This is a genomic window from Belnapia arida (genome assembly GCF_016773205.1).
GTDB classification, from domain to species: domain Bacteria; phylum Pseudomonadota; class Alphaproteobacteria; order Acetobacterales; family Acetobacteraceae; genus Belnapia; species Belnapia arida.
On record NZ_JAETWB010000014.1, the window covers coordinates 1 to 22838 of the forward strand.

Sequence of the window (22838 nt, forward strand, 5' to 3'; positions counted from 1 at the left end):
GACACCTTCACCCCAGCCGAGTGCGCCAACCACTTCGCCGCCGCCGGCTATGACGCAAACTGATGGGAAAATGCTCTAAATGCTGGATCTGAGGCAAACGGACTTGCTTGCGAGCCGGAAGAAAGCTTGGGCGGCCGGCGCAGAAAGCAGCGTTTCCGGTGGCTGGCGGTGAGACGGCCCCTTCCAGTACTACACCGCGCGTTTAGCGGGCCTTGTTGAGGCATGAAGTCCGCGCGGTCACTTGGACGCAAGGTCGGCAGTCACCTCCTTTAGGTAGCAGGTCAGCACGGCGCTGCGAAACCAGCGCTCAGCGGGGTCTTGGTCCGCGGCGGTGGTCCAAGCGATGGCATAGGCGCCATCTGGATCTGGATCGGCAGTTGATCAACTTCCACGCCGCCCAACTCGACCAAGCGCCGCGCGAATGGCACCGGCACGGCAGCAATTGGGTCGGTTCCACGCAATGCTGGTAGCAGCATAGCGAAAGCGGTAACGCCGGCTGAGACGGTCCGACCGCACCCCCAAGCCGCCAGTGCGTCGTCCACTATCTCGTGCAGGTCGCCTGCACGCGTTACCATTGCGTAGGGAGGCTGCAGAATTCGTCCAGCGACGTGATCCCCGGGGTAGATGCGTCGCATACGTCACCTAATTCATGCGTTCCAGCACGCGCTGTCCCGTAGTGTCAGGCAGACCATCGCCCAGATACCCAGCAACGGCCGAGATGTCCCCGTTCGCCAGCATGGCCGGTATTCTTAGATGGTCGCCTTCGCGCTGCACGATGCGGCATCGCGGGGCCTCTTGTCGCAGCTTAGCTAGCAGACCGGGCAGCACGATGATGGCCGTCAGCTCCGATGCGCCAAGACGGAAAATCCTTCCATCTGAGGCAGCGTCGAAGAGCGTCTCTGCGGCCACGCTCGCCTCGAGGGCGCGCAGCGCGGGCAGGATGGAGGCGTAAAGCGCCTTGGCGCGGGGGGGGCGGCTGGAGACTCTTGCCGTCGACGCTGCTGCGCTAACCATCGCCACCCCCAGCCGCTTTACCATCGCGGCCCCGCCGGCGGTCGGCCGCACCAACACACTGCGACGGTCCCGGCCATCAATCGCCCTGGGCACCAACTCGAGTTCTTCCAGGCGGTCGAGCGCGCGGGTGGTGGCAGGCTTGTTGACATTAAGATGCGCCGCCAGCCCTTGGATGGTTGGCGGTTCGTCGGTCAGGCTGGCGTGAGGTGCGGCATGAGCACCGCATCCCGACTCGCGCTGCTTGCCAGCGCCGCCGCGCTGCTCGCTGCGGTCACCCGGCGCCGAGGTGGCCTTGCCTGCCTTTGAGGCCTTCGCCACGGCTTGGCAGGCCTGCCAGCCCCATCGCCACCCAGCCTCAGCAACGGCCTTGGCGACGAAGGGTGCAACGCTTGGTGCGAGCGTCAGTTGGAGGCGACGGAGCGGCTGGCCGAGGCGCTGGCCCGCAGCCTGGACGAGCTGGAGACCAAGCTCGCCGCGGCCATGGTGTGGTTCGACGCCAACGGCGCCGCCGGGCTCTGCAGCGGGGAAGCGGATTTCCTGCGCTCATGCCTGCGCGACCCACGTGCGCTGAGCAGGGGAGAGCATGAGTGCGCGTGCGCATATTTGCCGCTCGGACGTGGAGGATCTCTCACGGCGGGCCGCTGACGCCTGGGAAGGAACCCATGCCATGCAGCCGAGCTGACGGCCAGCGTCGGCGAGACCAGCCCGAGCCAATCGCATTCAACTACCTGGCCGGCGACCCCTCTGGCATCTGCTGCGCCAGACTCAGGAGGACGCAGAAACCTACATGGGGCAGGTGGCGTTGGCCGAGGCCGCCAACCTCCGGGACGCGGCCGGCTGCGAGCTGGAAGCCCAGGGCATCAGCACGCCCAAGGCGATCGGCGATGCGCTCGGCATGCCACCAGCCAGCATCTAAGCGGGCTTCATGCATAATGCAGACACGCTGCGGACCGAGATACGGCGGCGAAAAGATGGAACGGCAGCACTGACGCCGTAGTTCGCCAGTCTCGGCCGAGCGCATCGCCCAGGTGACCGACGGCGGCACGGTCGTGACAGCCAGCGGCGAGACGGTGCCGGGGGAGGCAGATGAGACAGGCCAGCACAAGAAAGCAATCAAGTGCTGCCGCTAGAAAGTAGCGCGGCTCCTAGCCAGTCCCGCATTTCAATGGATACACCGAAGGTGTCGCCAAGAGATAATTCCAGCGGCTTAAGGCGGCTTCTTTGCGCGGCCTTCTCTTTATTCGCAGGCAAATAGAGGGCTGCCTGAGGAGGTCAGGCGGGCCTGGGAGAAGGCAAGCTAGGCAGGGATGTCACGTTCCCTGCGATTGATGTCTCAACCCCAAACAACACTTCAGGTTTCGACACTGTCGCCCGCATCATCTTTCGGGCAAAAACAAAACGCTCGGGTTGGAGGCGCTCCGGCGGCGACAATTGGGGGATCAAGCCGCCGGAGCTTTCAGCCGTCCCAATGGGGGAGAATCAGGACGACTTGCCTAAAAGCACAGTTATGCACAGCCCCCTTCCACCGCAAGTATACAATCGCTTGTGTTTGAAAAAAAAATCGCGCTTAGGTTGTGCCGCGGTACGTAGTCGGGGGGCTAGGTGCCGCGTCAGGGACCGGCAGCGCGGATCAATCGGGGGATCGATCTGCGCTGCTGTTCTGAACCCGTCTGGGGCTAACGTCGGCAGCAGCATGGCCAACATTCCCGACATGAGCCTGCTTTCCGGCCCTCAGATGCCGCTCGCAAAGTCGAAATCTCGCCTGAGGTGCAATGTTGCACAACTCGGGGTTGTTGCGGCGCGGCTGGGAGTGCAGGTGCCACAGCCATCAAGCATCTAGGTAGGCCAACGGCAGCGATGATGATGCCAATCATCTCCAGCATCGCCGCCGACTTCGCGCGGCTCGCGCCGGAAGCGGTCAGAGGTGCGGCCCATATTCCTTGGCTGAAGGTAGGGAAGCCCTTCACCAACAGGTACGAAATGACGTTGTTTGCAATCCCAGGTTGCTATACTATGCGATCCGCAACCAGGATGGCACCCGTGAGCTACATGATCGAGGCCGCTTCCAAGCCACGCCGCGAGTTTAATGCCGAGCCGAGTGGTTTGATGACCTACATCATCACCAGCGGCCTCGCACTTGCTGCCCTCTCCACCGCCTTTTGGTTCGTGAGTTAGGCAAAGCAGTTACCTGCTGGCGAGCCTACAGGAGCATTGAGACGTGACCGGCTCTTGGCCGAGCGCGTCGCCTGTTTAGCGCTGTCTTGGAGTACCACAGCCTGGCGGACAGAATTGGTTGAAACCTTCTGACGCCAAATGGTGATCTTGACCGGAAGCGGACTGCTTTTCTGATAAAGGCATTACAGGCTGCATGGGAGGTTGCCACTTCTGATTTGTGGCAATGGCGCCTTTTCGCACCCAGACGCCTTCCGCAGACCGTAATGGCGACCTCAGCCCAGCCACGGGCTCCGGGGGCGAAGGGAAAGATCGGCCGGTTGGGCCAGACCTCCGTCTGGACGCCCGCGCCATGGGGCGCCTAAGGGCCGGCAGCGCGAGAAGCCCCACGGTCAGGGCGCGGTATTCCGGATGATATGTCATGTTGTTTCCTCCCTCGTTGCCGGGCGGTGCGGGATTTCCTCTGCGATACAAGGACCGCCTCCGTGCCAATGATGCCGGTGGCCATCAGCGCCGCAAGTTCCTCTCCCGAAAGCCCGAGCAGCCACCCCAGCACTGCCGCATTGTCCTCTCCCAAAAGGGAAGTTGGACGGCGTACCGGGAAGGGGCGCTGACCTGCCTCCCGGAACGGCGCAGAATGCTGGTCATGGTGGCCGAGCCACCCCCTCCACCGGCTGCCAAAAGCCGCGGGCGTCCCGCTGGGGATCCCGCACGAGCGCCGTCGGCTAGTGGACCACGCCAGCCGCGACCCCAACCTCCTGCAGGACCGCCACGGCCGCATCCGCATCGCGTCCGGCAGCCCAGGCGGCGATGGTGGCTTCCAATTCGGCCTCCTGGGCGCTGCGACTGAGCACCCCTCCGGCTAACGGCTTATCTTGATCCGCGTTAACCTAGCCGTCATCGGAAAGGAGGATACAGGACAGATGCCTGACCTACCGGCCTATGCCCAGAAAATCACCGATCAAGGCTATCATGCAGGGCGAGAAGGCCTGCCGAAAGCCGATAACCCGTATACTGGCAAAGACTGCGAGTACGAGCTGTGCTGGAACGTAGGCCACGATCGTCGCTCTGAGGTTTTCAGCCGCACGCACGGCAGGCATCTGGTCAAGCATTCGTAAGGGAGACTTGCGGCTCGATCTGGCATGGCCTTCTCCCCGGATCCACTCCGCAATTGTCCGTCCCGAGCCCGAGCTGACCACAACCGAGGGTACGCCGGATGGCTCCTCTTACTGCCGCCCAGGCAGACTACATGCTTCCAGAGCGGCCGCTATGTGGCATGCCAGTAAGGCCGAGGAGGCGAAGTGGCTGTGCGAGGCGCTGGCTGAAGCGCGGCAGCCATTCCGGCGACGGTGGATCGGGTGAAATGACCACTGATCCCGTCGATCCCGTCGCCTTGCTGACCGGCACCCTGGCAGGTTTATCCAAGAGGCAGCAGGCAGCCACCTTGGAGCGCGTGATGCAGGCTTATGTGCGGATCTGTCAGGATGCATATCCCCACAAGTCGCTGGCCGAAGTCACTGGGCAGTTCGGCGCCATCGCCGAGGCTGCGACGGCGCGGTTGGCGGAGGCGAGGGCGGAAGCGGAGAGGAGAGCTGCGACGGCACGGCTTGCGAAGCTGATGGCGGCAGCCTCAGCCGGGAGCGGGACAGCATAGCTGCCAGCGATTACAACCGAGCATTCCATCCGAGCCCAGGCTCCTGGTCCTGTACTAAGGCGCCGGTGCCGCACTGGTTGAGTGCTTGGCATTGTGGTTCAGAGACCGTACGCATCTGCCGACTACCCAGTAGCATTGGCCAGTTTCCGGACCCGCCAGCCGCTCGTCCTGAGCCCGAGCTAAACCGCATCCGAGGGCCCACTCGGCGACCTATCCTACCGCTCCCGCGGCGCCGCGATCGACTGCCAGAAGGGCGACCACGTCCGCCGCTTGCTCATGCCAGACCGCCCACTATACGGCCGAAGCTTCGGCGTCGTCGGCACCATCACTCCGCTCGTAGATCTGTAGCTCGATGAGCAGAGGATACCGAGCTGTATGCGGTTGGTGCCGAAGGCGAAGCGAAGAATTGCCTCGGCCGAAGCTCGCACCCAAGTTGGTGGTCGTCTGCGCTAAGTGCGGCGCCCAATATCAAAATCCAGGCGGTAAGGACCGACACTGGCGGTGCCGGAGGTGCGAGATGTCGCTTCACCGGCAAGGCAGCTGACCTCAATCACCGCTTCGACTCTACAGGGGCGCATCTCTGCATCATCGGCGAGATCTCCGCCCAATCGCTTCCAACCAAGCCTTCGCGCCTTGCATGAGCCTCTCTTCCTCGGTCATGCCAGTTCTATTCTGACCTGCCCCAGAAGCCTGAGTTGCCAATTCGCCCTTCGCCAAGTGCACAGGCTCATCGCGGTTGAGCGCTTGCGGCATCGCGCTCCATGACAGCAAGGCGATGCCGATGGCGCCCAGCGTACATGCGATCTGGCTGCACTTCATGGAATGACGCCGAGCGATGGGCCAATCAGGACAGAGCACACCTGTTGCAGAACGCGAAAGGGCGCCAAAGGCGCCCCATGCATCAGCGTCATCAGCGCTGAGGCTGGGCGCGGTCAGCCACCCTGGCGGGTGAGTTGGCCGGCAAGGGTTGGGCTGCCTGCCGCAGCCGGGACATAGACCAGGGTCTGCTCACGGCCGCCGCCGACCAGTTGGGCCACACTGCTGCTCTGCTGCTGCCTCGTGGTCTGACCCGAATAGGCAATGCTGCGATTGGTGCTCTCGCCGATGATGCGGGCATAGCCGCCACCGACCACATTCTGGCTCGGCGTCACGTACTCAACGCGGGGGCCACCATCGGCGCCGCCACCCACCAGGCGGGGACCGTGGTCTTGCGCCTGGGCAGCGCCCACGGCACCGAGGGCGATCAGCGAGGCAAATACAGTGGTGCGGAACATGTCTTGGTTCTCCGTCTCGGAGGCCGGCGGTTCAGGGCATGATGCCCAACCGGCCTTGCTTGAGGCGGAAGATGATCCCCTCATCGGCTCCACACCAATACGAAGCCTGGATGCCATGCATCCACCGGATGGATGAACGGCGCGGCGGCTACATGGTTACCTGGAAGCCTCGAGACAGGAGGATGCAATGCCGCGCCGTCCCGCCATGCCCGTGCAGGATCTCACGCTGGAGACAGCCATAGACCACTACTGCGCCACCTTTGGCCGCGATGCGTTGCCTTGCATAGCGGGCCTCGACAGCGCCATGGCCGGTGCTGCCGCAGTTATGCTGGCTGATGCGGTCACGGCTCGGCGCCCGTTGCGATACTGCGCCATCGCTGATGCGCTCGGGGGGCCGCAGCCGCCAGAATGCGCATCGCTGTAGTTTTCTCGAATGCCAGTCTACATGCCGGACATACGCCATCGGCCGCGTGGCCGCGCTATATGGGCTTCACGCCGAAGCGGGTGTGCGGAGCGTCCGGTTGTAGCACAAGCTCAACATCATCGGCTGACGCTGCAGCCCCCGTGTTGCGACTCGATCAGAGATACCGCCGCGGGATCCTCGACAGCCTGAAACTGGTATAGCCTAATAGGTACGGTGGTCGCGCGGCCGATTGCCTCGGCTATAGTGTGCTGGCCGGCCGTATCCCCGTGGCGGCGCTGTCACAGCACCCCCAACCGCTCCTACGCCAGCACCAACAAGCGCGCCTGTCACAGGGTCACCACCCGCAATGGCACCAACGCCAGCTCCGGCCCCAGCGCCAATCAGGCCGCCTGTCAGTGCTCTCTCGCCGGGTGAGCGGCCACACGCGGTGAGGCTGACGCTGCTCAAAAGCATGACGGCGACGTAGGCGATACGGCGAGACATGTGGACCTCTATGAATATGCCGTCCAGACCGTTACCACTGGCGACTACTCAACCACATACGCTTTTCTCCATGAAAATTCAACCTTAGATTGCGCACCAAACCAGCCATGGATTTCACTGCTCACTCAGTCCGGACCAGTTGTCGCGAGGCACTCGACTCTCCAGTTACAGACATGGCAGATCGCCTTTAGAAGCTCGTTCAATGAGAAGTTGCGCTCCGCGTCGGTCGTGCAGATCGGCGGCGTAGACATGAGGAAAGAGAATCAGGCCAGCCGTATCGACAAGAATGTGCCGTCAGTGACGCCGCCTGAACAGCCGTCGCCACCACGAGGGACCGGGCTCATCCTCGATCCAGGCGTACCCGGCTTTCTTGTCCCATCGGCGCGGCGCTTCCTCTGACGAGGCCGATCCCCTCCCTGCCCTAGGTTGTGGAATGCGGGACAAGTCTTGATCCCGATCAAAGCGGTAAGGATCTTCTGGCCGCTCTGCGGAGTAGCGATCCGGCCTAGCCATGGACTGGACCGCTGCCGTCGCAGCCTGTGCCGTTAATACCGCTTCTTGAATAGCAGTCAGCAGCTCCCGGCGCATCTGCTCGACCTTTTCCCTTGCCACCGCCTCCGCAGCTTCGGCGCGCTGAACCGCGTCTCGCGCCGATTGCTCCGCAACAGCGGCTCGGACCTCGGCAGCATGTCGCGCTTCCGCCTCAGCTTTCCGAGCTTGCCGATCCACTTCGGCACGCTGTTCAGCCGCTTGAGCGTGCCTCTCGGCTTCCTCCGCGCGGTGTCGCAGTTCGCCGGTAAGCCGCTCCAGAGCGGTGAGGACGGTATCAATTGCGGGGGCGGGCGCGGGCGGGTTGCTCATGAATGTATCCAGCCCTGGTTCGCTTGGGATCAGTCCGGGGGCGGACCCGGACGTGCCCTAAGCGGACTTTCCCCGCAAAGGTTCGCAGCTCAGTACGAAAAGGCTGCTGGGCCAAGCTCCTCGCGCGAGAATGAGAGCCGAAGCATTACCCGTTTGGTTAGGCGGTTTTGCCTTGTTGCGAAGCTCATGCGATGGCCTCGAGGAGGACAAGGCGCTTGAGGTTGTAGTTGAGCCCGTGCAGCAGCACTTGCGCACACTGCGTCTGGTCCAGCTTGGCGGTGAGCGCCTCGCCTTGACGCCGCTTTACGACAGGCATGACGGTCACCGCCATCTTCTGGTGGCAGACGACGCGATCGGCTTCCGCGCTGGTCTTACCGAGACGCCGAACCATCTCCTGCCGCATCGGGGATGATTGCGATCACGCGGGTCGAGCGCCGCTTCTTGGCCGGAATCAGGCTGTCGATTCCGAGGATCTCACGGCAGTATCGATGTTTCGCTTCGCTGTCACAGCCAGCGTCCGCCGCGCTCGCCGGAGACGGAAGGTCGGCGAAGTCGCCGCGCGCTCCTATGAGACCTGTGCGTGGATGTATGTGGACGCGCTACGCTCTGGTTAATTCGCATGTCCTGGAGGCGACGGAAGTCGGCATGGCGCGGCGTCGAAGCGGTCAGGAAGACTTCATCGCGCGGCCAGAGCCGCGCTCTGACGCATCGCTAATGGAACTAGCGGGGCTCATCGACTGGCCCGAGATCGATCGTACCTTGGCCGGCATCTCAGGTGCGACGAAGGGCGAGGCGGTTGGCCGCCAGTGGCCCTGTTCCGAGCCTTGCTGCTGGCCATCTGGCACGACCTGTCGGACGTGAGGCTCGCCGAGGCACTGGACGACCGCGCCGGCTTCCGGCGCGAGTTGGCTCAGCATGGGCTGGACCAAGTGCTGTTCGAAGCCGTCACCCGCCAGCTCGAGGTCAAGGGCGTGAGGGTGCGCACCGGCACTCTGGTGGACGCGACGCTCATTCCGTCCGCCAGCATCAGGCAGGACGGTGAGGCCAAGCGGGCTGGGCACCGCCGGCGCAAGCCGGTGCACGGCCACAAGGCGCACCTGGCCACCGACGAAGGTGCCGGCTTGGTGCGTGGTGTCGAGGTCACGACGGCCAACGTGCACGATGCAGCCGGCTTGGTGGCGATGCAGCCACCGAAGGCGGGCAACGTCTATGGCGACAGCGCCTTCACCGGTGGGCTGGCGGAGCGGCTGATCATCAGCCGCGGCGGCCGGCCGCGCACGGTGTGGACCGGCACCTGAGGCCCCGGCCCGGCCGCGCTCACGCGGCTCGAAGCGAACAACGCGACGGTCCGGCAGGTCCGCTGCCGCATCGAAAAGGTGTTCGGCACCTGGAAGCGCAGCTATGGCTTACGGCGGATGCGCTGGCTCGGCCTTGCCAAGGCAGATCTGCAGGTGCGGCTTGCTGCCATAGCCTACACTCTCCGGCGTACCGTTACCCTGCTGCACGCTGCGGCAGCCTGACATGAGACGCGTCTGTCCGCATCGCCCTTTAGCCGTCCAAGGCTGGCCAAAACCAACGCGCATCACGGTGCCCGAGGCGCCCCGAAGCCCACGCCGCGAAGATCTGCGCCCTCTCTGTGCACCCAGGCACAGCTCTCGTTAGACGGAGGCGGAAGCGATCCTGGTTAGGATGGGGAAAAGCGACCGCCAAACGCGTACAATAGCACGGTGCAGCACGGGCTGAGCCCGGAGCGGATTGTTTAGATCGGGATTGTCCTGGTGCCGGAGGCGAACACCTCCGCTCTCGTCTCTGCCATCCTACCGCGCGGGGCATAGCGTACACCAAGCCGGACGCACTGCTACCGGCACCCCAACAAGTCATAATGACCACGCAAAAAATTCAGTCGAATAGGCAGATCTGACAACCGTGCCGCTACTCAGTTGGAGAGCGATTCGCCGGCTTTGTGCTGACGGCGCGATTGACCAGAATGGTGACGAACCAGAGCAAAACACCGATGGCGAGCAGGACACCGGCAACGCGGTACTGCACGGGGTCGCGTCCCGTCCAGGGACCAGCAAGAAACGCACATGACGCTGCGCCAAGCACCGGCAAAAACGTCGGCGTCCTAAAATGCTTTCCTTCGACTGCATCCCGGCGAAGTACCAGCACGGCAATATTGACCACCGTGAAAACGCAAAGCAGGAGCAGCGCAGTGGTCCCACCAAGCGCCGGCACCTCACCGACAAAAATAATTAGGCCAAAGGCAAGACACGTCGTAAACGCGATGGCAATGTAGGGCGTGCGTCGCGTTGTATGCACTTTACCAAGCGCCGAGGGCAGCACATGCTCACGGCTCATGCCGTAAATCAAACGACTGGCCATCAGCATATTGATGAGTGCACTATTCGCCACCGCGAACATTGTGATAATGCCGAAAATCCAGAGTGGAAAGCTCGGCGCCCCCGCCGCAACGACTTGGAGGAGTGGCGTATCGCCCTCGCCAAGCCGCTCCGGCGGCACCAGGGTGATTGCCGAGATTGATACTAGTACATAGATCAACCCGGTGATGATAAGGCCTGTGAGCAGCACTTTCGGAAAGTGGCGAACGGGGTCCTTGCACTCTTCGGCCATGTTGACCGAGTCTTCGAAGCCAACCATCGCGAAGAAGGCGAGTGTCGTACCGGCGACAACCGGCCAAAACATTCCGGAATCTTCAGTTTTGGGTTGTATAATACGTGTCACATCGCCCTGGCCGGATCCGATCGCCCAAAGGCCGATTACAATGATGATGAGGAGACCACTAAGCTCTACACAAGTGAGAACGACATTTGCTTTAACGCTTTCGCCAACACCGCGGAAATTGATAACCGCGACGAGGGCCATAAAGCCAAGGCCAAGCATTGTGATGCCGGCACCGCCCGAGAGATTTAAGCCAAAAACATTCGACATATTGGCGGCGAAAGCGCGTGAGGCTGTCGAGGCCGAAGTGATGCCGGAGCACATTACCGCAAAAGCGATGATGAACGTGACGAAATGAATACCAAAAGCCTTGTGGGTGTACAAAGCGGCGCCTGCCGCCTTGGGATACTTTGTAACCAGCTCGAGATAGCTGAACGCAGTGATCAGCGCGACGACAAATGCAGAAAGGAAGGGAAGCCAGACGATACCACCAACCTGCCGCGCAACCTGGCCTGTTAGGGCATATATGCCGGTCCCAAGAATATCCCCGACAATGAAGAGCAGAAGTAGCCATGGCCCTATCACCCTGTGAAGGCTTGGCTCCGAGACAATTGGAGATTGGGTATCGGTGGTCACGGCGGTGTCTGTCATCGACTTTCCTTTTGACTGACCGCTGTTGAGCAGCATCACTGAACACAGTGTCCTACTTGCAGTGCCATCCAGCAACAAGGTTGCCCGGACCATGGATTGAGCGACCGATGGGTCCGCTAAAGCCAATGATGCCAGATTGGTAGACGCGTTGTCGGCTGAGCCAGCGTCCTTCTGCTTCCTTTCGCGCTGACATTAAGCGAGCAGTCGCACACGCCCAGGGGTAATCGTCAGCGCATCGGTCTGGGCAGCTTTGAGGCGGAGCTCATGGCTGTGGCGCCTGAATTCTTGGGTACTGCACCAGGAACCCGCCATGACGCCCCCGTTTCGCAATCCGTGAGCCTCGCAATTGCACTGCAGCACCTCGTCGCCCCGTCAGCACGGCTCGCCCCGGTGCCGCGCGACGCCATCCGCAGGAGCCTCCTTGCCAAGGGCCTGATCGAGCCGGCCGCACTCGAGGCATCAGACGAGAGAATAGCTTGGACGGTAAACAGTGATTCCGCACACTACCACCTGACCGGGGCGGGGCAATGTGTCGCCTGCGCGGGCTCGTCGGCAAAGGTTTCCGCGACGATTGCAGATACACCTCAGACGCTGGGGGCTCCGGAGTTCGCCTCGTTTGCCCAGGAGCCGTCTACGGTCGCCGTTGAGGCGCTCTGGTGCTACAGATCCGGCCGTGGGGGCTGCGCACCGCGCTGGAGGCCGTGTTAGCCACCTGGAACGGCGCGGGAACCCAGAAATGCGCATGCCCGACGCTGCCGCTACGCTACGCACTGCCCTTGCTGGCAAGCCAACCCGGACGCCGCGCGATCCACTCCAGCCCTGCAAGCCACGCGAAGGCACCCACTGACTGTCTGGAAACGATGATCAGATCGCAACGCGGCGAAGCACGACACGCGACATCGCTAGGTGGATCGTAGTTCTCCTGTTTTAGGCAGGCGCTCGTAGTCCCTTAGACAGTCGCCGCCATTGGCTGAGCCAATTGAGAGTTCGTTCGGCCACCCAGCACCTGGGCAGCAGATGGAAGCTCTTCGGCTATTCTTCCAAGCCATTGCGCCAGAGGTGACGGTCGCGGTGCCTTGGCGCCTCGACGCGTCAGCCGCGCCCGGCCTCGAGCCAACGCGCGAAGGTACCTGCATAGGCGCCATCGAGTTGTGTGCTGGAGCGTGATGTAGGAGCGCTGCTCCCTTGGCGGGCCATGCTGCGGCGTCAGGCAGCTGCAACGGACAGGCTGACGGCTGGAGTACCGCTCACGGCGCCGATGGTTTCCAGTGTCCTATAGCGCGATCGCTGGATGGCCATTGTCGGGCTGCTCCAGCAGGAGCGCACCGACGAGCCTGACGACGGCGGCTTCGTTGGAAAGATGCCGGCTACGTTGGTGCGCCGCCTGATCTCGCCGTTGAGCCGCTCGATGGGGTTGGCCGAGAGGAGCTTAGCCCTGTTCTCGCGTGGGACGTCCATGAAGGCGGGCACGTCCTCCTCGGCGCCATCCATCAAGCTGGCCAGCTTCGGCACCTTGGGGCGGAGTTGGTCGGCAACCCGAATCGGTTGGGCGTGAGCGGCCGGTGAATTGGCTTCGGCGCAGGCAGTGCCGGTTGAACGTCTACGTCCAACGGCCAAGACGATGCGGCGATGGGTCTAGCCGGCATAGCAGCTCCCGAAGGGCGATCATCGTGGCGTCCTCGGGCAAAAGTTGCGTGTCGCAACACAACCCAGGACCAACCCCAATGGCTGCCACGCCTCCTACACCACCAGCCGGGACGCGACCCGGCATAAGGGGGATTTGGCGGCTGCCGAGCCCGTTCAGCTGTCCACCTGACCTGGACCGGCCGGCCAAGCCCTCTCAACTGACAGCACCGTCTCAATAACTTGGCAAAGCCGCTGGACGCACCTGTCCCTTCCCACCGCTGGCTCGCGCAGCGGTTCCAGGCTCTACTCGCCGGCTCGAATCCAGTAGGGAGTGGAGCCACCATGAAGGCAGCCGTTGTGACCGAAGCCGGCGTCGAAGTCCGCGACGTGCCGGAGCCGAGGCCGAAGCCGAACGAGGTGCTGGTCCGCGTCCGCGCCGCCGGATTGAACCGCGCCGACCTGGCCGTGGCCGCCGGACACGCGCATGGCAGCATCGGCGGTGTCGGGACTATCGTCGGGATGGAGTTCGCAGGCGAGGTCGTTGAGGTCGGCACCGAGGTGCCCGACATCATCCGCCCCGGCATGCGCGTGATGGCCAGCGGCGCGGCCAGCTATGCCGAATATGCAGTTGCGGATTGGGGGCGCGTCTCCTCCCTTTCCGATTCGAACATGGGATGGGTGCAGGCCGCGACGCTGCCCGTCGCGTTGCAGACCATGCACGACGCGGTGGTGACGAACGGCGCCCTGAAGCCTGGTCAGAGCATCCTGATCCAGGGCGCGAGTTCGGGCGTTGGGCTGATGGGAATGCAAGTGGCGAAGGCGATGGGTGCGGCATTGGTACTCGGCAGTTCGTCCGATGCAGGCCGGCGAGCGCGGCTGGCGGATTTCGGCTGCGACGTCGCGGTGGACACCAGCGACGTTGGCTGGCCCGACCGCGTGCTGGAGGCGACGGGTGGCCGCGGCGTCGATGTCATCGTCGACCAGGTCTCGGCGAGCGTCGCCAACGGCAACCTCCGCGCCTGCGCCATACTGGGGCGGATCGTCAATGTCGGACGGCTTGGCGGTGCCAGGGGCGATTTCGACTTCGACCTGCATGCGATGCGCCGCATCAGCTATATCGGCGTTACCTTCCGCACCCGCAGCCTGCAGGAGGTGCGGGAGATCAACCATCGCATGCGTGCTGACCTCTGGCCAGCTGTCGAGGCGGGGAAGCTCAGGCTGCCGCTGGACCGGACCTTCCCGCTGGCCGAGGCAGCGGAGGCGCTGGCGCATATGAAGGCCAATGCGCATTTCGGGAAGATCGTACTGGAGTGCTGAGACTTAGCGCTTTCATTGCTGGCGTTGCGAGGTTTGCGGCGGATTGCGGGTGGGTGCCGCAGGCTTTGGTTCAGGCGACGACTTGGAACAATGGGTAAAAATGATGGCTTGGGTCCGCGCATCGCTATTGGTGCAGAGAGGCAGGCCGGATGTTCCAGCCGCAAGCTATCCGTTGCGCTTCAGGACATGCCAGTCAAACATACCACCCGGCGCCCATGTATTCTTAGGCTCCGCTGCCAGGTCCAGAACTGGCTGACGCACGAGGCTGGGCTGATACGGAGTGGAGACCTGACACTCTTGTTTGGCAGCCAAGCCCAATACTCGGATGCGCCTTGAGGTGGTGCTGATGCTGCGGCTCGTCTTTCGTCTCGCCCTGAATCAAGTCGAAGTTTCCGCAGTTTGCGTGCTTCGGCGGCTGGGACAAGCGCTACGCGTCCTGGACCACACGACCTTGAGTTGGCGCAACCGCAGTCTCACCGGGCGGCAGCCGAAGATGATCCCTACGGCCTGCTACACCTGCTGATCGACAGTCCAAACTTGAAGCCGCCTCGCCAAGTCCGATCAGCAAATCCGGCTTAACGTCCGCTCGTTTGCGAGAGCCCGAGGTTGGCTCTTCCTTACATGCAGGGGTTCAAGAAAGATGCAAACCTACGATTACATCTTAATAGGCGCGGGATCGGCCGGTGCGGTTGTCGCCAGTCGCCTCTCCGCCGATACGACGATGCGGGTGCTGTTGCTGGAAGCCGGACCATCGGGCCATCCATGGACGCATATCCCGATCGGCTATGCCCGCATGATCACCAACCCCGCTGTGAACTGGCTGTACTCCTCGGAACCCGAGCCGAGTACGAATGGACGCCGCCTCGCTGTGCCGCGGGGCCGCATGTTAGGCGGCTCGAGTTCGCTCAACGGTCTCGCCTTTGTGCGAGGACAGGCCCAGGATTTCGACAGCTGGGCACAGATGGGCAACCCCGGCTGGAGCTACGAGGATGTCCTGCCCTTCTTCAAACGCATGGAGCGCTACGAGGGCGGCGGCGACGATCGCTTCCGCGGCCGCGACGGCCCGCTGCGCGTCACCAACCCACGGCCAGACGATCCGCTCTACGCTTCGCTGATTGCCGCGGCGGGAGAAGTCGGGATCCCGTATAACCCCGACTACAACGGCGCGGTGCAGGATGGCATTGCGATGAGCCAGGCGACCATTGCCTGGGGCCGCCGCATGAGCACCGCCGCCTGCTACCTGGCGCCAGCTCGCCACCGCCCGAACCTGCATATCGAGACCAGCGCGTTGGCCGAGGCGCTGCTGCTGGAGGGCAGGCGCTGTGTCGGTGTCCGTTATGCCGTCGGCCGAGAAAGGCGGGAAGCGCGAGCGGCGCGCGAGGTGGTGGTCAGCGCCGGGTCCATCAACTCGCCGCAGCTCCTGGAGCTGTCAGGCATCGGCCAGCCCGACCGCCTGAGCGCGCTGGGCATCGAGGTGCGCCATGCGCTTCCCGGCGTCGGCGAGAACCTGCGTGACCATTATGCGCCGCGTACCCGCTGGGCGGTCGGCGCGAAGGGCTACACCTTCAACGATCTCGGCCGGGGGGTCGGCCTGGCTCGCCAGGCCCTGCGCTTCGCTCTGAGGCGGGATGGCATGTTGGGCATGGTCGCGGCGCCGCTGCGTGCCTTCGTCCGCTCCCGCGAGGGGCTGGAGGCGCCGGACCTGTTGCTGGGCTGGGTCCCGATGCTGATGGAGCTGACCCCGAAGGGGCCGCGGCTTTCACGCGAGTCCGGCATGACCTGCTACGCGCATCCGATGCGGCCGGAAAGCCGGGGGCATATCCATATCACCTCAGCCGACCCGCGCCAGCCGCCGGCAATCAGCTTCAACTTCCTCTCATCGCCGGTGGATGCCGCGCTGACGCTGCAGGCGATCCGCGTCGCCCGTGCCATCATGAACGCGCCCAGCATGGCCCGGCTGCAGGTGACCGAGATCGCGCCAGGAACGGACTGCACCGGTGATGACGAGACCCTGGACTGGGTGAGGCGGACGGCGGAGACGACCTACCACCCGGTCGGGACCTGCAAGATGGGTGGGGATCCGGTGGCCGTCGTCGATGCGCGGCTGCGGGTGCATGGCATTGGCGGGCTGCGGGTCGCTGATGCGTCCATCATGCCGACCCTGACCTCCGGCAACACCAACGCACCCTCGATCATGATCGGCGAGAAGGCGGCGGACATGATCCTGGCCGATGCCGCCTGAAGGTGACCCGGCTGCCGAAGCAGCCGGGCTTGTCGTTCTTACGCTTCGTCCAGCCGCTCCGACACCTTGGGCGGCGACATCGGCAGGCTGAAGAAGCGCTTGCCGAGCGCATCGTAGACAGCGTTGGAGATCGCAGCGAGCGGCGGCACGATTGGCGCCTCGCCCACGCCGCGCACGCCCTGCGGATGCTTTGGGTTGGGGATCTCCAGCATCACCGCCTCGATCATGGGGACGTCAGAGCAGACGGGCATCCGGTAGTCGAGGAAGCCGGCATTCTCGAGGCTACCTTCGCGGTTGTACAGGTATTCCTCGCTCAGCGCCCAGCCAATGCCCTGCACCACGCCGCCCTGGATCTGGCCCTCGACATAGCTGGGGTGCAGCGCCCGGCCGACATCCTGCGCCGCAGTGTAGCGCAGCACGCGGACGATCCCGAGATCGACATCCACCTCGACATCCACGACATGGGTGGCGAAGCCGGGCTCGGCACCCGTGGTATTGAGCTGAACGCCGGCGCCGATCGGGCCGCCCGTTTCGCTCGCCTTCGCGGCCAGGTCGGCCAGGGTCAGCGGCGGGAACTGCCCGGCATTCGGGCCGGCAGGCCGCGCCTCGCCATTCTCCCAATGCACCGCCTCGGGGTCGATCTTCCAGATCTTCGCCGCGCGCTCCTTCAGCTGGCCGATCACCTTCTCGGCAGACTGCGTCACCACCATGGCGGAGGCGAAGGTGACGCGGCTGCCGCCGGTGAGGTTGCTGTAGCCGATACTGGCCGTGTCACCGATCAGCACCGAGACGCGGCCATGGTCGACGCCGAGCAGTTCGGCGGTGACATTGGCGATCGAGGCGCGCGAGCCGCCGACATCCGGGTGGCCGGTGGTGACCACCACGTTGCCGTCCTCGGTGATGTTGACCTGCGCGCTGCTTTCACCGCCAGCATTGTACCAGAAGCCGGAGGCGACACCGCGGCCGCGCTTGACGCCGGGGCGCGGGTTGCGGTCAAGCGGCGCCTTGTAGTGCTCATGGTCGCGGATCGCCTCGATGGTCTCCTCGAAGGTCACCTTGCCGAAGGTCGCGCCATAAGCTGCCTTGGTACCGGCCCTGGCTGTGTTCTTCAGCCGCAGCTCCAGCGGGTCCATCCCCAGCTGCTCGGCGATCTCGTCGATCACGCATTCGGCCGCATAGGCGCCGAGCGGGGCACCCGGCGCGCGGTAGGCGGCGACCTTCGAGCGGTTGGAGACGACGTCGTAGCCGACTGAGAGCACGTTCGGAATGTCGTATGGCGCGAAGGAACAGCCAACCGGCCCGCGCAGCGGACCGCCGGGCAGGCAGCCCGCCTGGATGTAGAAATCGCCCTTGGCGGCGACGAAGGTTCCATCCTGCTTGGCGCCGATCTTGACGGTGCTGAAGGAGCCGGAGGTCGGGCCGGTGGCCCGCATCACCTCCTCCCGCGTCATCACCATCTTCACCGGGCGACCGGACTTCTTCGACAGCAGCAGGGCGACGGGCTCGAGATAGATGATGGTCTTGGCGCCGAAGCCGCCGCCGATCTCGGCCGGGATCGCGCGGATGTTGCTCTGCGGGACGCCGGTCAGCAGCGAGGTCATGGCGCGGACCATGAACTGGCCCTGGCTGCTGCTCCAGATCGTCGCGCGGCCGTCCGCCGAGTAGCTGACGGTGCAGGCCTGCGGCTCGATATAGCCCTGGTGGATCGGCCGGGTGCGGAAGGTCCGCTCGACGATCACGTCGGCCTCGGCGAAGCCGGCCTCCACGTCGCCGAGCTTGGCCGTCATCGTGCCGGCGATGTTGGACGGCTTGCCCTCGAACCTGGCGAAGTCATGCAGGATCGGCGCGTCATCCCTGATCGCATCCTCGATCTCGATGACATGCGGCAGCACCTCGTAGTCCACCTCGATCAGGGCGCAAGCAGCCGCGGCCACCTCCTCGTTGATGGCGGCGACGGCGGCGAGGGGGTGGCCGTGGAACAGTGCCTTCTCCCGCGCCATCACGTTGCGGCACATCCAGCGCATGTCCTGGATGCCGAGCAGGACCGAGGTCTCGAGCGGGAAGTCGACAATGTCCTTCGCCGTCACCACCGCTTTCACGCCGGGCAGGGCCTCGGCCCTCGATGTGTCGATGGAGCGGATGCGGGCATGCGCGTGCGGGCTGCGCAGCACCTTGCCCCAGATCATCCCCGGCATGGTGTTGTCGGCCGCGTAGCTGGCGCGGCCCGTTACCTTGTCCGCGCCATCGGGGCGGATGGTGCGCTGGCCGATCCACTTGTTGTCCTCGACCCGGAGCCTGTCGGTGATCACGTTCATCAAACGGTCTCCCGCATCTCGGCAGCGGCTTCCATCACAGCGCGGACGATCTTGTCGTAGCCCGTGCAGCGGCACAGGTTGCCGGCCAGGCCGAAGCGTACCTCGGTCTCGGTCGGGTTGGGGTTCTTCTCCAGCAGGGCGCGGGCCGAGATCAGCACGCCGGGCGTACAGATACCGCATTGCAGCGCAGCCATCTCAAGGAACTTGCGCTGCAGCGGGTGCAACGCCTCGCCCTGCGCCATGCCTTCGATGGTGGCGATCTCGGCGTCCTCGGCCTCGACCGCGAGGACGAGACAGGAACAGACCAGGCGGCCATCGACGGTGACGCTGCAGGCGCCGCAATCGCCGGTGCTGCAGCCTTCCTTCGTGCCGGTCAGGCCGAGCGTGTTGCGTAGCACGTCGAGCAGGCTTTGGTGCGGCTCGCAGAGGAACTCCACCGGCTCGCCGTTGATGCTGGTGGCGATATGGGACTTGGCCATAGCGTCAGTTCCCCCCAAGAGCGCCCTGGGCGCGAGCGGCGGCGATCGCGGCAGTGCGCTTCAGCAGCACGCCGGCGACCTTGGTGCGATAAGCAATGGTGCCGCGCTTGTCGTTGATAGGCTTGCAGGCGGCGCGACAGGCAGCGGCGGCCGCCTCCAGGGCGGCGTCATCGAGTTTGCTGCCGACCAGCGCCTTGGCCGCGTCCTCGACCAGCAGCACGGTCGGCGCGACGGCGCCGAGGCCGATGCGGGCGGTGGTCACCACTCCGCCCTGCAGGGTCAGGCTGGCGCCGAGGCCGACGACGGCGATGTCCATCTCGGTCCGCGGGATCATGCGTAGATAGGCGTCGGAGGAGCCGGGCGCGCGCGGTGGCAGGGTGAAGCTCACCACGATCTCGCCCGGCGCCAGGTTGGTACGGCCCGGACCGGCCGGAACGGCCTCCACAGGCATGGTGCGGCGACCGTTCGGGCCCTGCACCGTGACCACCGCGCCGGCCGCGACCATGGCCGGGACGCTGTCCCCGGCCGGCGAGCCGTTGCAAAGGTTGCCGCCCGGGGAGGCACGGCCCTGCACCTGCTTGGAGCCGATCAGGTTGATCGCCTCCAGCACCCCCGGCCATACCTTGCCGAAGCGCCTGTGCTCGGCAAGCGTCGCGCCGGAGACCGCAGCGCCGATCCGGAAGCTGCCGTCAGCGGCCTCCGTGATCTCGGTCATCACGCCGATCTTCTTGATGTCCACGATGAGGCCTGGCCGCGCCACCCCGGAGCGCATCTGCACCAGCAGATCGGTGCCGCCTGCCAGGATGCGGGCGGAGCCTTGCGCCGCGGCGAAGGCGCTCACTGCCTCATCGAGCGTTTGCGGCGCCAGGTATCGGATGTCCATTACCTTTCGCTCCCTTGGTCATTTCTGGTCCCCGATCCGTCCGTTGTCCGGGGTTGCCGCCCTGGTCGGGCGTGGGGCTTGCAATGAGGCTACGCCCCGCAGCACGGCCGGTATAGACCTGAAACGGCACCGGCGTCCCGAGCGGGCCGCAGTGCGAAGCTTCGGATCGGTGCGGCGACACCCGGCCCCCAAATGGCTTCCTTCGGTCAGGCCGGGGCGTACCCCATCAGCTTACGCCACACCCCTGCCCCGTCCCTCCAGCCGGCGCTGCTAAGCGCGTGCCAGACCATTACCTACTTGCTAGTTACCACCCGACAGCCGAAAGGCGCCTCCAGCGACGCAATCAGGTCGCAGGTATGCAAGGCGGTGCAGATGAGGAAGTAGCCATCGTCTTTGGCGTTGCGGTGCTCGAGCGCCTACTCCTCCTGCCGTTCCGGCGACAGGCGCGCCATCTCGTCATTGGTGTCGATCCCCTGCGCAGCACTCCGATCACCTCCAAGCCGAAATGTTTGAGGAAGACGACGTCCGCCGGTGCACCGGCGCGGTATAGGGGAAAGCAGCGCGCCCCGGCGGATGCCCAATGCCGGGAAGGCTGCTGCCAGCGCGTCGGCGATGACCAAGCCGGGGATGCCAGTAGCCGCGGTGATGCGTTCCCGGATCGCCTGCCCGGCTTCCGGGGAGACGGTGGTGACGACCATGCAATGGAAGACGATGCGGTCCACTCCCACATCGGCCACAGCCACGCCGCATTCTCCACGCTAGCCTCCATGCGCCGCGGCTTGGCATCGGAGCTGCCGCGCAGCGCCACCCGGATGCTCAACGCGCTGACGCCGGCCTGCAGCATGACGTGGATCTGTGGACTCGCAATCACGTCGCCCGACAGCACGATGACGCCAAGGTGTAGTCCTCCGGGTGATGCAGCACATGGGCCTCGAACAACCGCATGGCGAGGGACGAGTTGCCGGCTTCCAGTGACGACACACCGACCCCTTGCCGCGCCTGTCCTCAAAGCTGCGCATGGACTTGCCCGCGACCGGAAAGAAGGGCAGCTGGTTAACGTTGCCGCCGATGATCTCGCTCTGCCCGCTAGACTCGCTGTCCGAGATCCTATGCTCGGTGATCCCGTAGGGAAGGATGACCGAGGCGCCGATCGCCAACCTGGCATAGGCGCCGCTGTTGAGAATGTGTCCGGCTTCCGCCCGCTGCGCGAGAGCGTCGGCGCCCTGATGGACGATGCGGTAGAGCCCGGCCTGCGGCGCGCATTAGCTCCCTGGTATCGCAGGAAGCCTCCAGCGCGCTGGAGGTGCATGCTCCGCGCACGCGCCACGCCGGGTGCATCACTTTCGTCGAGTTCCACCTGATGGTGCCGAGCGACATGCGAGCGGTCGAGACGCACGAGACCTGTGACCGCATCGAGGGTGCGCTCCGGACCGAGCTGGGCGCCGCTGTGATTACCACCCCCGTGGAGCCCGAAGGCAACGCCGAGCACCAGGGCGTGCTGGTGCTCTGACGGCGGCGGCGTAGCACGCCGCCGCCTGCCGTGTCAGCCGAGCAGGAAACCCTGATCGGTCATGTTGGCGCTGGTCAGCGCCACGTGCTCCAGGCTCTCGGAAAAGCCCAGCACCACCCCCGCGCGGCCGATCGACGGCAGGGCGTTGACCCAGCCTTCCAGCCCAGCGGCATCAGGCGCGCGGTCCAGCGTGTTCACGTACAGCGCGGTGACGAAGGCGCGGTCGTCGAGCCCACCGTAGCGCGCCTGGAACTCGGCCGAGGCGATAAAACCTTCCGCCATGCCGCGCGAGTCCAGCGCGCCGCTCTCGAGCGCCGCGTCCCAGCCGACGAGGCCGGGCGCGTCCGGCAGCCGGCCGAACACCGTGTCGTACATCCGCATCACTTGGCTGGCCTTCCAGTCGTTCACCCATAAGCCTGCGTCGAAGGCGGCGCGGGTTAGCGCGACATTCTCCGTGCTCTCGGAGAAGCCGAGCAGCGTGCCGCCGCGGCCGATCTGCGGCAGCACCGCCAGCCAGCCCTGCAGGCCGGGCGAATCCGGCTCGCGCCCCAACACGTTGCGGTAGAGCTGGGTGACGAAGGCCTCATCAGAGAGCGTGCCGTAGCGCTGGGTGAACTCGGCGGAGTTGGTAAAATCCAGCGCGATCTGCTCCAGGCTGGCGCCGCCGGGCTGTTCCAGTTGCTGCGCCGTGAGCCGGTCGACGTGGAAGGACAGGCCGTAATCGTCTGGCACCCGTGCGAAGGCGCCTTGGTATAGCCGGTACACCTGCGCGGCGATGTCCTGCACGTTGTTGGTGTAGCGCCCGTCGGCGAATTCCCAGGCTTCGATGCCGTCGATGGTGTAACTCTGGCCCGGCACCGCCGGGTTCACCGGCGTCGGACTGCCGAAGAATGCTGTCTGCCGCGCCGCGAAGTCGGATACGAAGGTGTCGATGCCGGCCTCGCCCGACACGGTCTGGCTGGCGCCGTTGCCGGGAATCAGCCAATCATTGCCCAACCCGCCCCACAGCCGGTCCTGGCCGTCTCCGCCGTAGATGACGTCATTGCCCAATCCGCCGAACAGGTTGTCGTCGCCATTGGTGCCGCGAATCGTTGCCACATTTTGTCTCCCGATCACGCCGGCCACAATAGGATCTTCCGTGCCTGGAGATTATATCACCACGCGCGAAGGTGATGGCGGATGTGATGGCCACAAACATGATCGACAAAGCGCACTCGGTAACATCGGTGCTTCGGTCGGCATGGACTGTGACCT

20 protein-coding genes and 1 pseudogene are annotated in these 22838 nt (G+C 64.6%); 10 read left to right on the top strand and 11 right to left on the bottom strand.

Translation table 11 applies throughout. The features are described from left to right. Positions 1-642 precede the first annotated feature (642 nt). On the bottom strand, positions 643-1332 hold the full coding sequence (locus JMJ56_RS20765; RefSeq protein ID WP_202833688.1) for a MarR family transcriptional regulator: 690 nt from the start codon (positions 1330-1332) through the stop codon (positions 643-645). Positions 1333-1419: 87 nt separating this feature from the next. On the opposite strand from JMJ56_RS20765, the gene JMJ56_RS20770 reads away from it, so the two are divergent. From JMJ56_RS20770 to JMJ56_RS20780, 5 genes are all read left to right on the top strand, one after another. Continuing rightward, complete coding sequence (locus tag JMJ56_RS20770) at positions 1420-1659, top strand: hypothetical protein (protein ID WP_202833689.1); 240 nt, start codon at positions 1420-1422, stop codon at positions 1657-1659. Between the two features lie 142 nt (positions 1660-1801). Further along, positions 1802-1930, top strand: coding sequence for a hypothetical protein (locus JMJ56_RS34930; protein WP_268885056.1), 129 nt, complete (start codon positions 1802-1804; stop codon positions 1928-1930). Between the two features lie 1124 nt (positions 1931-3054). After that, entirely contained in the window at positions 3055-3189 is a 135-nt protein-coding gene (locus tag JMJ56_RS34935) for a hypothetical protein (protein WP_268885057.1), read from the top strand. A 920-nt stretch (positions 3190-4109) separates the two neighbouring features. After that, complete coding sequence (locus tag JMJ56_RS34010; RefSeq protein ID WP_236038151.1) at positions 4110-4304, top strand: hypothetical protein; 195 nt, start codon at positions 4110-4112, stop codon at positions 4302-4304. Between the two features lie 245 nt (positions 4305-4549). Next, a complete protein-coding gene (locus JMJ56_RS20780) occupies positions 4550-4840 on the top strand; it encodes a hypothetical protein (protein ID WP_202833691.1) in 291 nt (96 codons plus the stop codon). Positions 4841-5772: 932 nt separating this feature from the next. On the opposite strand, the gene JMJ56_RS20785 is transcribed toward JMJ56_RS20780, so the two are convergent. From JMJ56_RS20785 to JMJ56_RS20795, 3 genes are all read right to left on the bottom strand, one after another. After that, positions 5773-6114: a hypothetical protein gene (locus JMJ56_RS20785; RefSeq protein WP_202833692.1), complete on the bottom strand. Its 342-nt coding sequence runs from the start codon at positions 6112-6114 to the stop codon at positions 5773-5775. Between the two features lie 1201 nt (positions 6115-7315). Further along, on the bottom strand, positions 7316-7882 hold the full coding sequence (locus tag JMJ56_RS20790; protein ID WP_202833693.1) for a hypothetical protein: 567 nt from the start codon (positions 7880-7882) through the stop codon (positions 7316-7318). A gap of 184 nt (positions 7883-8066) precedes the next feature. After that, complete coding sequence (locus JMJ56_RS20795; protein ID WP_202833694.1) at positions 8067-8285, bottom strand: hypothetical protein; 219 nt, start codon at positions 8283-8285, stop codon at positions 8067-8069. A 421-nt stretch (positions 8286-8706) separates the two neighbouring features. Between JMJ56_RS20795 and JMJ56_RS34020 the strand changes: the two genes are divergently transcribed. Together JMJ56_RS34020 and JMJ56_RS34025 are read left to right on the top strand one after the other, a co-directional pair. Further along, positions 8707-9180: a transposase gene (locus tag JMJ56_RS34020; protein ID WP_236038159.1), complete on the top strand. Its 474-nt coding sequence runs from the start codon at positions 8707-8709 to the stop codon at positions 9178-9180. 78 nt (positions 9181-9258) lie between these two features. Continuing rightward, on the top strand, positions 9259-9402 hold the full coding sequence (locus tag JMJ56_RS34025; protein ID WP_328702440.1) for a hypothetical protein: 144 nt from the start codon (positions 9259-9261) through the stop codon (positions 9400-9402). Positions 9403-9814: 412 nt separating this feature from the next. Here the strand turns inward: JMJ56_RS34025 and JMJ56_RS20805 are convergent, their stop codons facing one another. Continuing rightward, positions 9815-11248 carry an APC family permease gene (locus JMJ56_RS20805; protein WP_236038182.1) on the bottom strand — a complete coding sequence of 478 codons (1434 nt, stop codon included), beginning with the start codon at positions 11246-11248 and terminating at the stop codon, positions 9815-9817. A 1170-nt stretch (positions 11249-12418) separates the two neighbouring features. Continuing rightward, a pseudogene (locus JMJ56_RS20810) lies at positions 12419-12841 on the bottom strand (transposase); the annotation flags it as partial. 339 nt (positions 12842-13180) lie between these two features. Here JMJ56_RS20810 and JMJ56_RS20815 point away from each other — a divergent pair. Further along, on the top strand, positions 13181-14155 hold the full coding sequence (locus tag JMJ56_RS20815; protein WP_202833697.1) for a zinc-binding dehydrogenase: 975 nt from the start codon (positions 13181-13183) through the stop codon (positions 14153-14155). 640 nt (positions 14156-14795) lie between these two features. After that, positions 14796-16397, top strand: a complete 1602-nt coding sequence (locus JMJ56_RS20820) for a GMC family oxidoreductase (protein WP_202833698.1) — start codon at positions 14796-14798, stop codon at positions 16395-16397. Positions 16398-16435: 38 nt separating this feature from the next. Here the strand turns inward: JMJ56_RS20820 and JMJ56_RS20825 are convergent, their stop codons facing one another. The 4 genes from JMJ56_RS20825 to JMJ56_RS20840 form a co-directional block, all read right to left on the bottom strand. Further along, the gene (locus JMJ56_RS20825; RefSeq protein WP_202833699.1) at positions 16436-18712 is read right to left on the bottom strand and encodes a xanthine dehydrogenase family protein molybdopterin-binding subunit; all 2277 of its coding nucleotides are present in this window, start codon (positions 18710-18712) and stop codon (positions 16436-16438) included. Next, on the bottom strand, positions 18712-19191 hold the full coding sequence (locus JMJ56_RS20830; protein WP_202833700.1) for a (2Fe-2S)-binding protein: 480 nt from the start codon (positions 19189-19191) through the stop codon (positions 18712-18714). The genes JMJ56_RS20825 and JMJ56_RS20830 overlap by 1 nt, the downstream gene beginning before the upstream one ends. Before the next feature lie 4 nt (positions 19192-19195). Continuing rightward, complete coding sequence (locus JMJ56_RS20835) at positions 19196-20074, bottom strand: FAD binding domain-containing protein (protein ID WP_202833701.1); 879 nt, start codon at positions 20072-20074, stop codon at positions 19196-19198. 416 nt (positions 20075-20490) lie between these two features. After that, positions 20491-20817, bottom strand: coding sequence for a hypothetical protein (locus JMJ56_RS20840; protein WP_202833784.1), 327 nt, complete (start codon positions 20815-20817; stop codon positions 20491-20493). A gap of 560 nt (positions 20818-21377) precedes the next feature. Here JMJ56_RS20840 and JMJ56_RS34035 point away from each other — a divergent pair. After that, positions 21378-21584: a cation transporter dimerization domain-containing protein gene (locus JMJ56_RS34035; RefSeq protein ID WP_328702441.1), complete on the top strand. Its 207-nt coding sequence runs from the start codon at positions 21378-21380 to the stop codon at positions 21582-21584. A 33-nt stretch (positions 21585-21617) separates the two neighbouring features. Here the strand turns inward: JMJ56_RS34035 and JMJ56_RS35340 are convergent, their stop codons facing one another. Further along, positions 21618-22709: a DUF4214 domain-containing protein gene (locus JMJ56_RS35340; protein WP_202833702.1), complete on the bottom strand. Its 1092-nt coding sequence runs from the start codon at positions 22707-22709 to the stop codon at positions 21618-21620. Between the last annotated feature and the right edge of the window lie 129 nt (positions 22710-22838).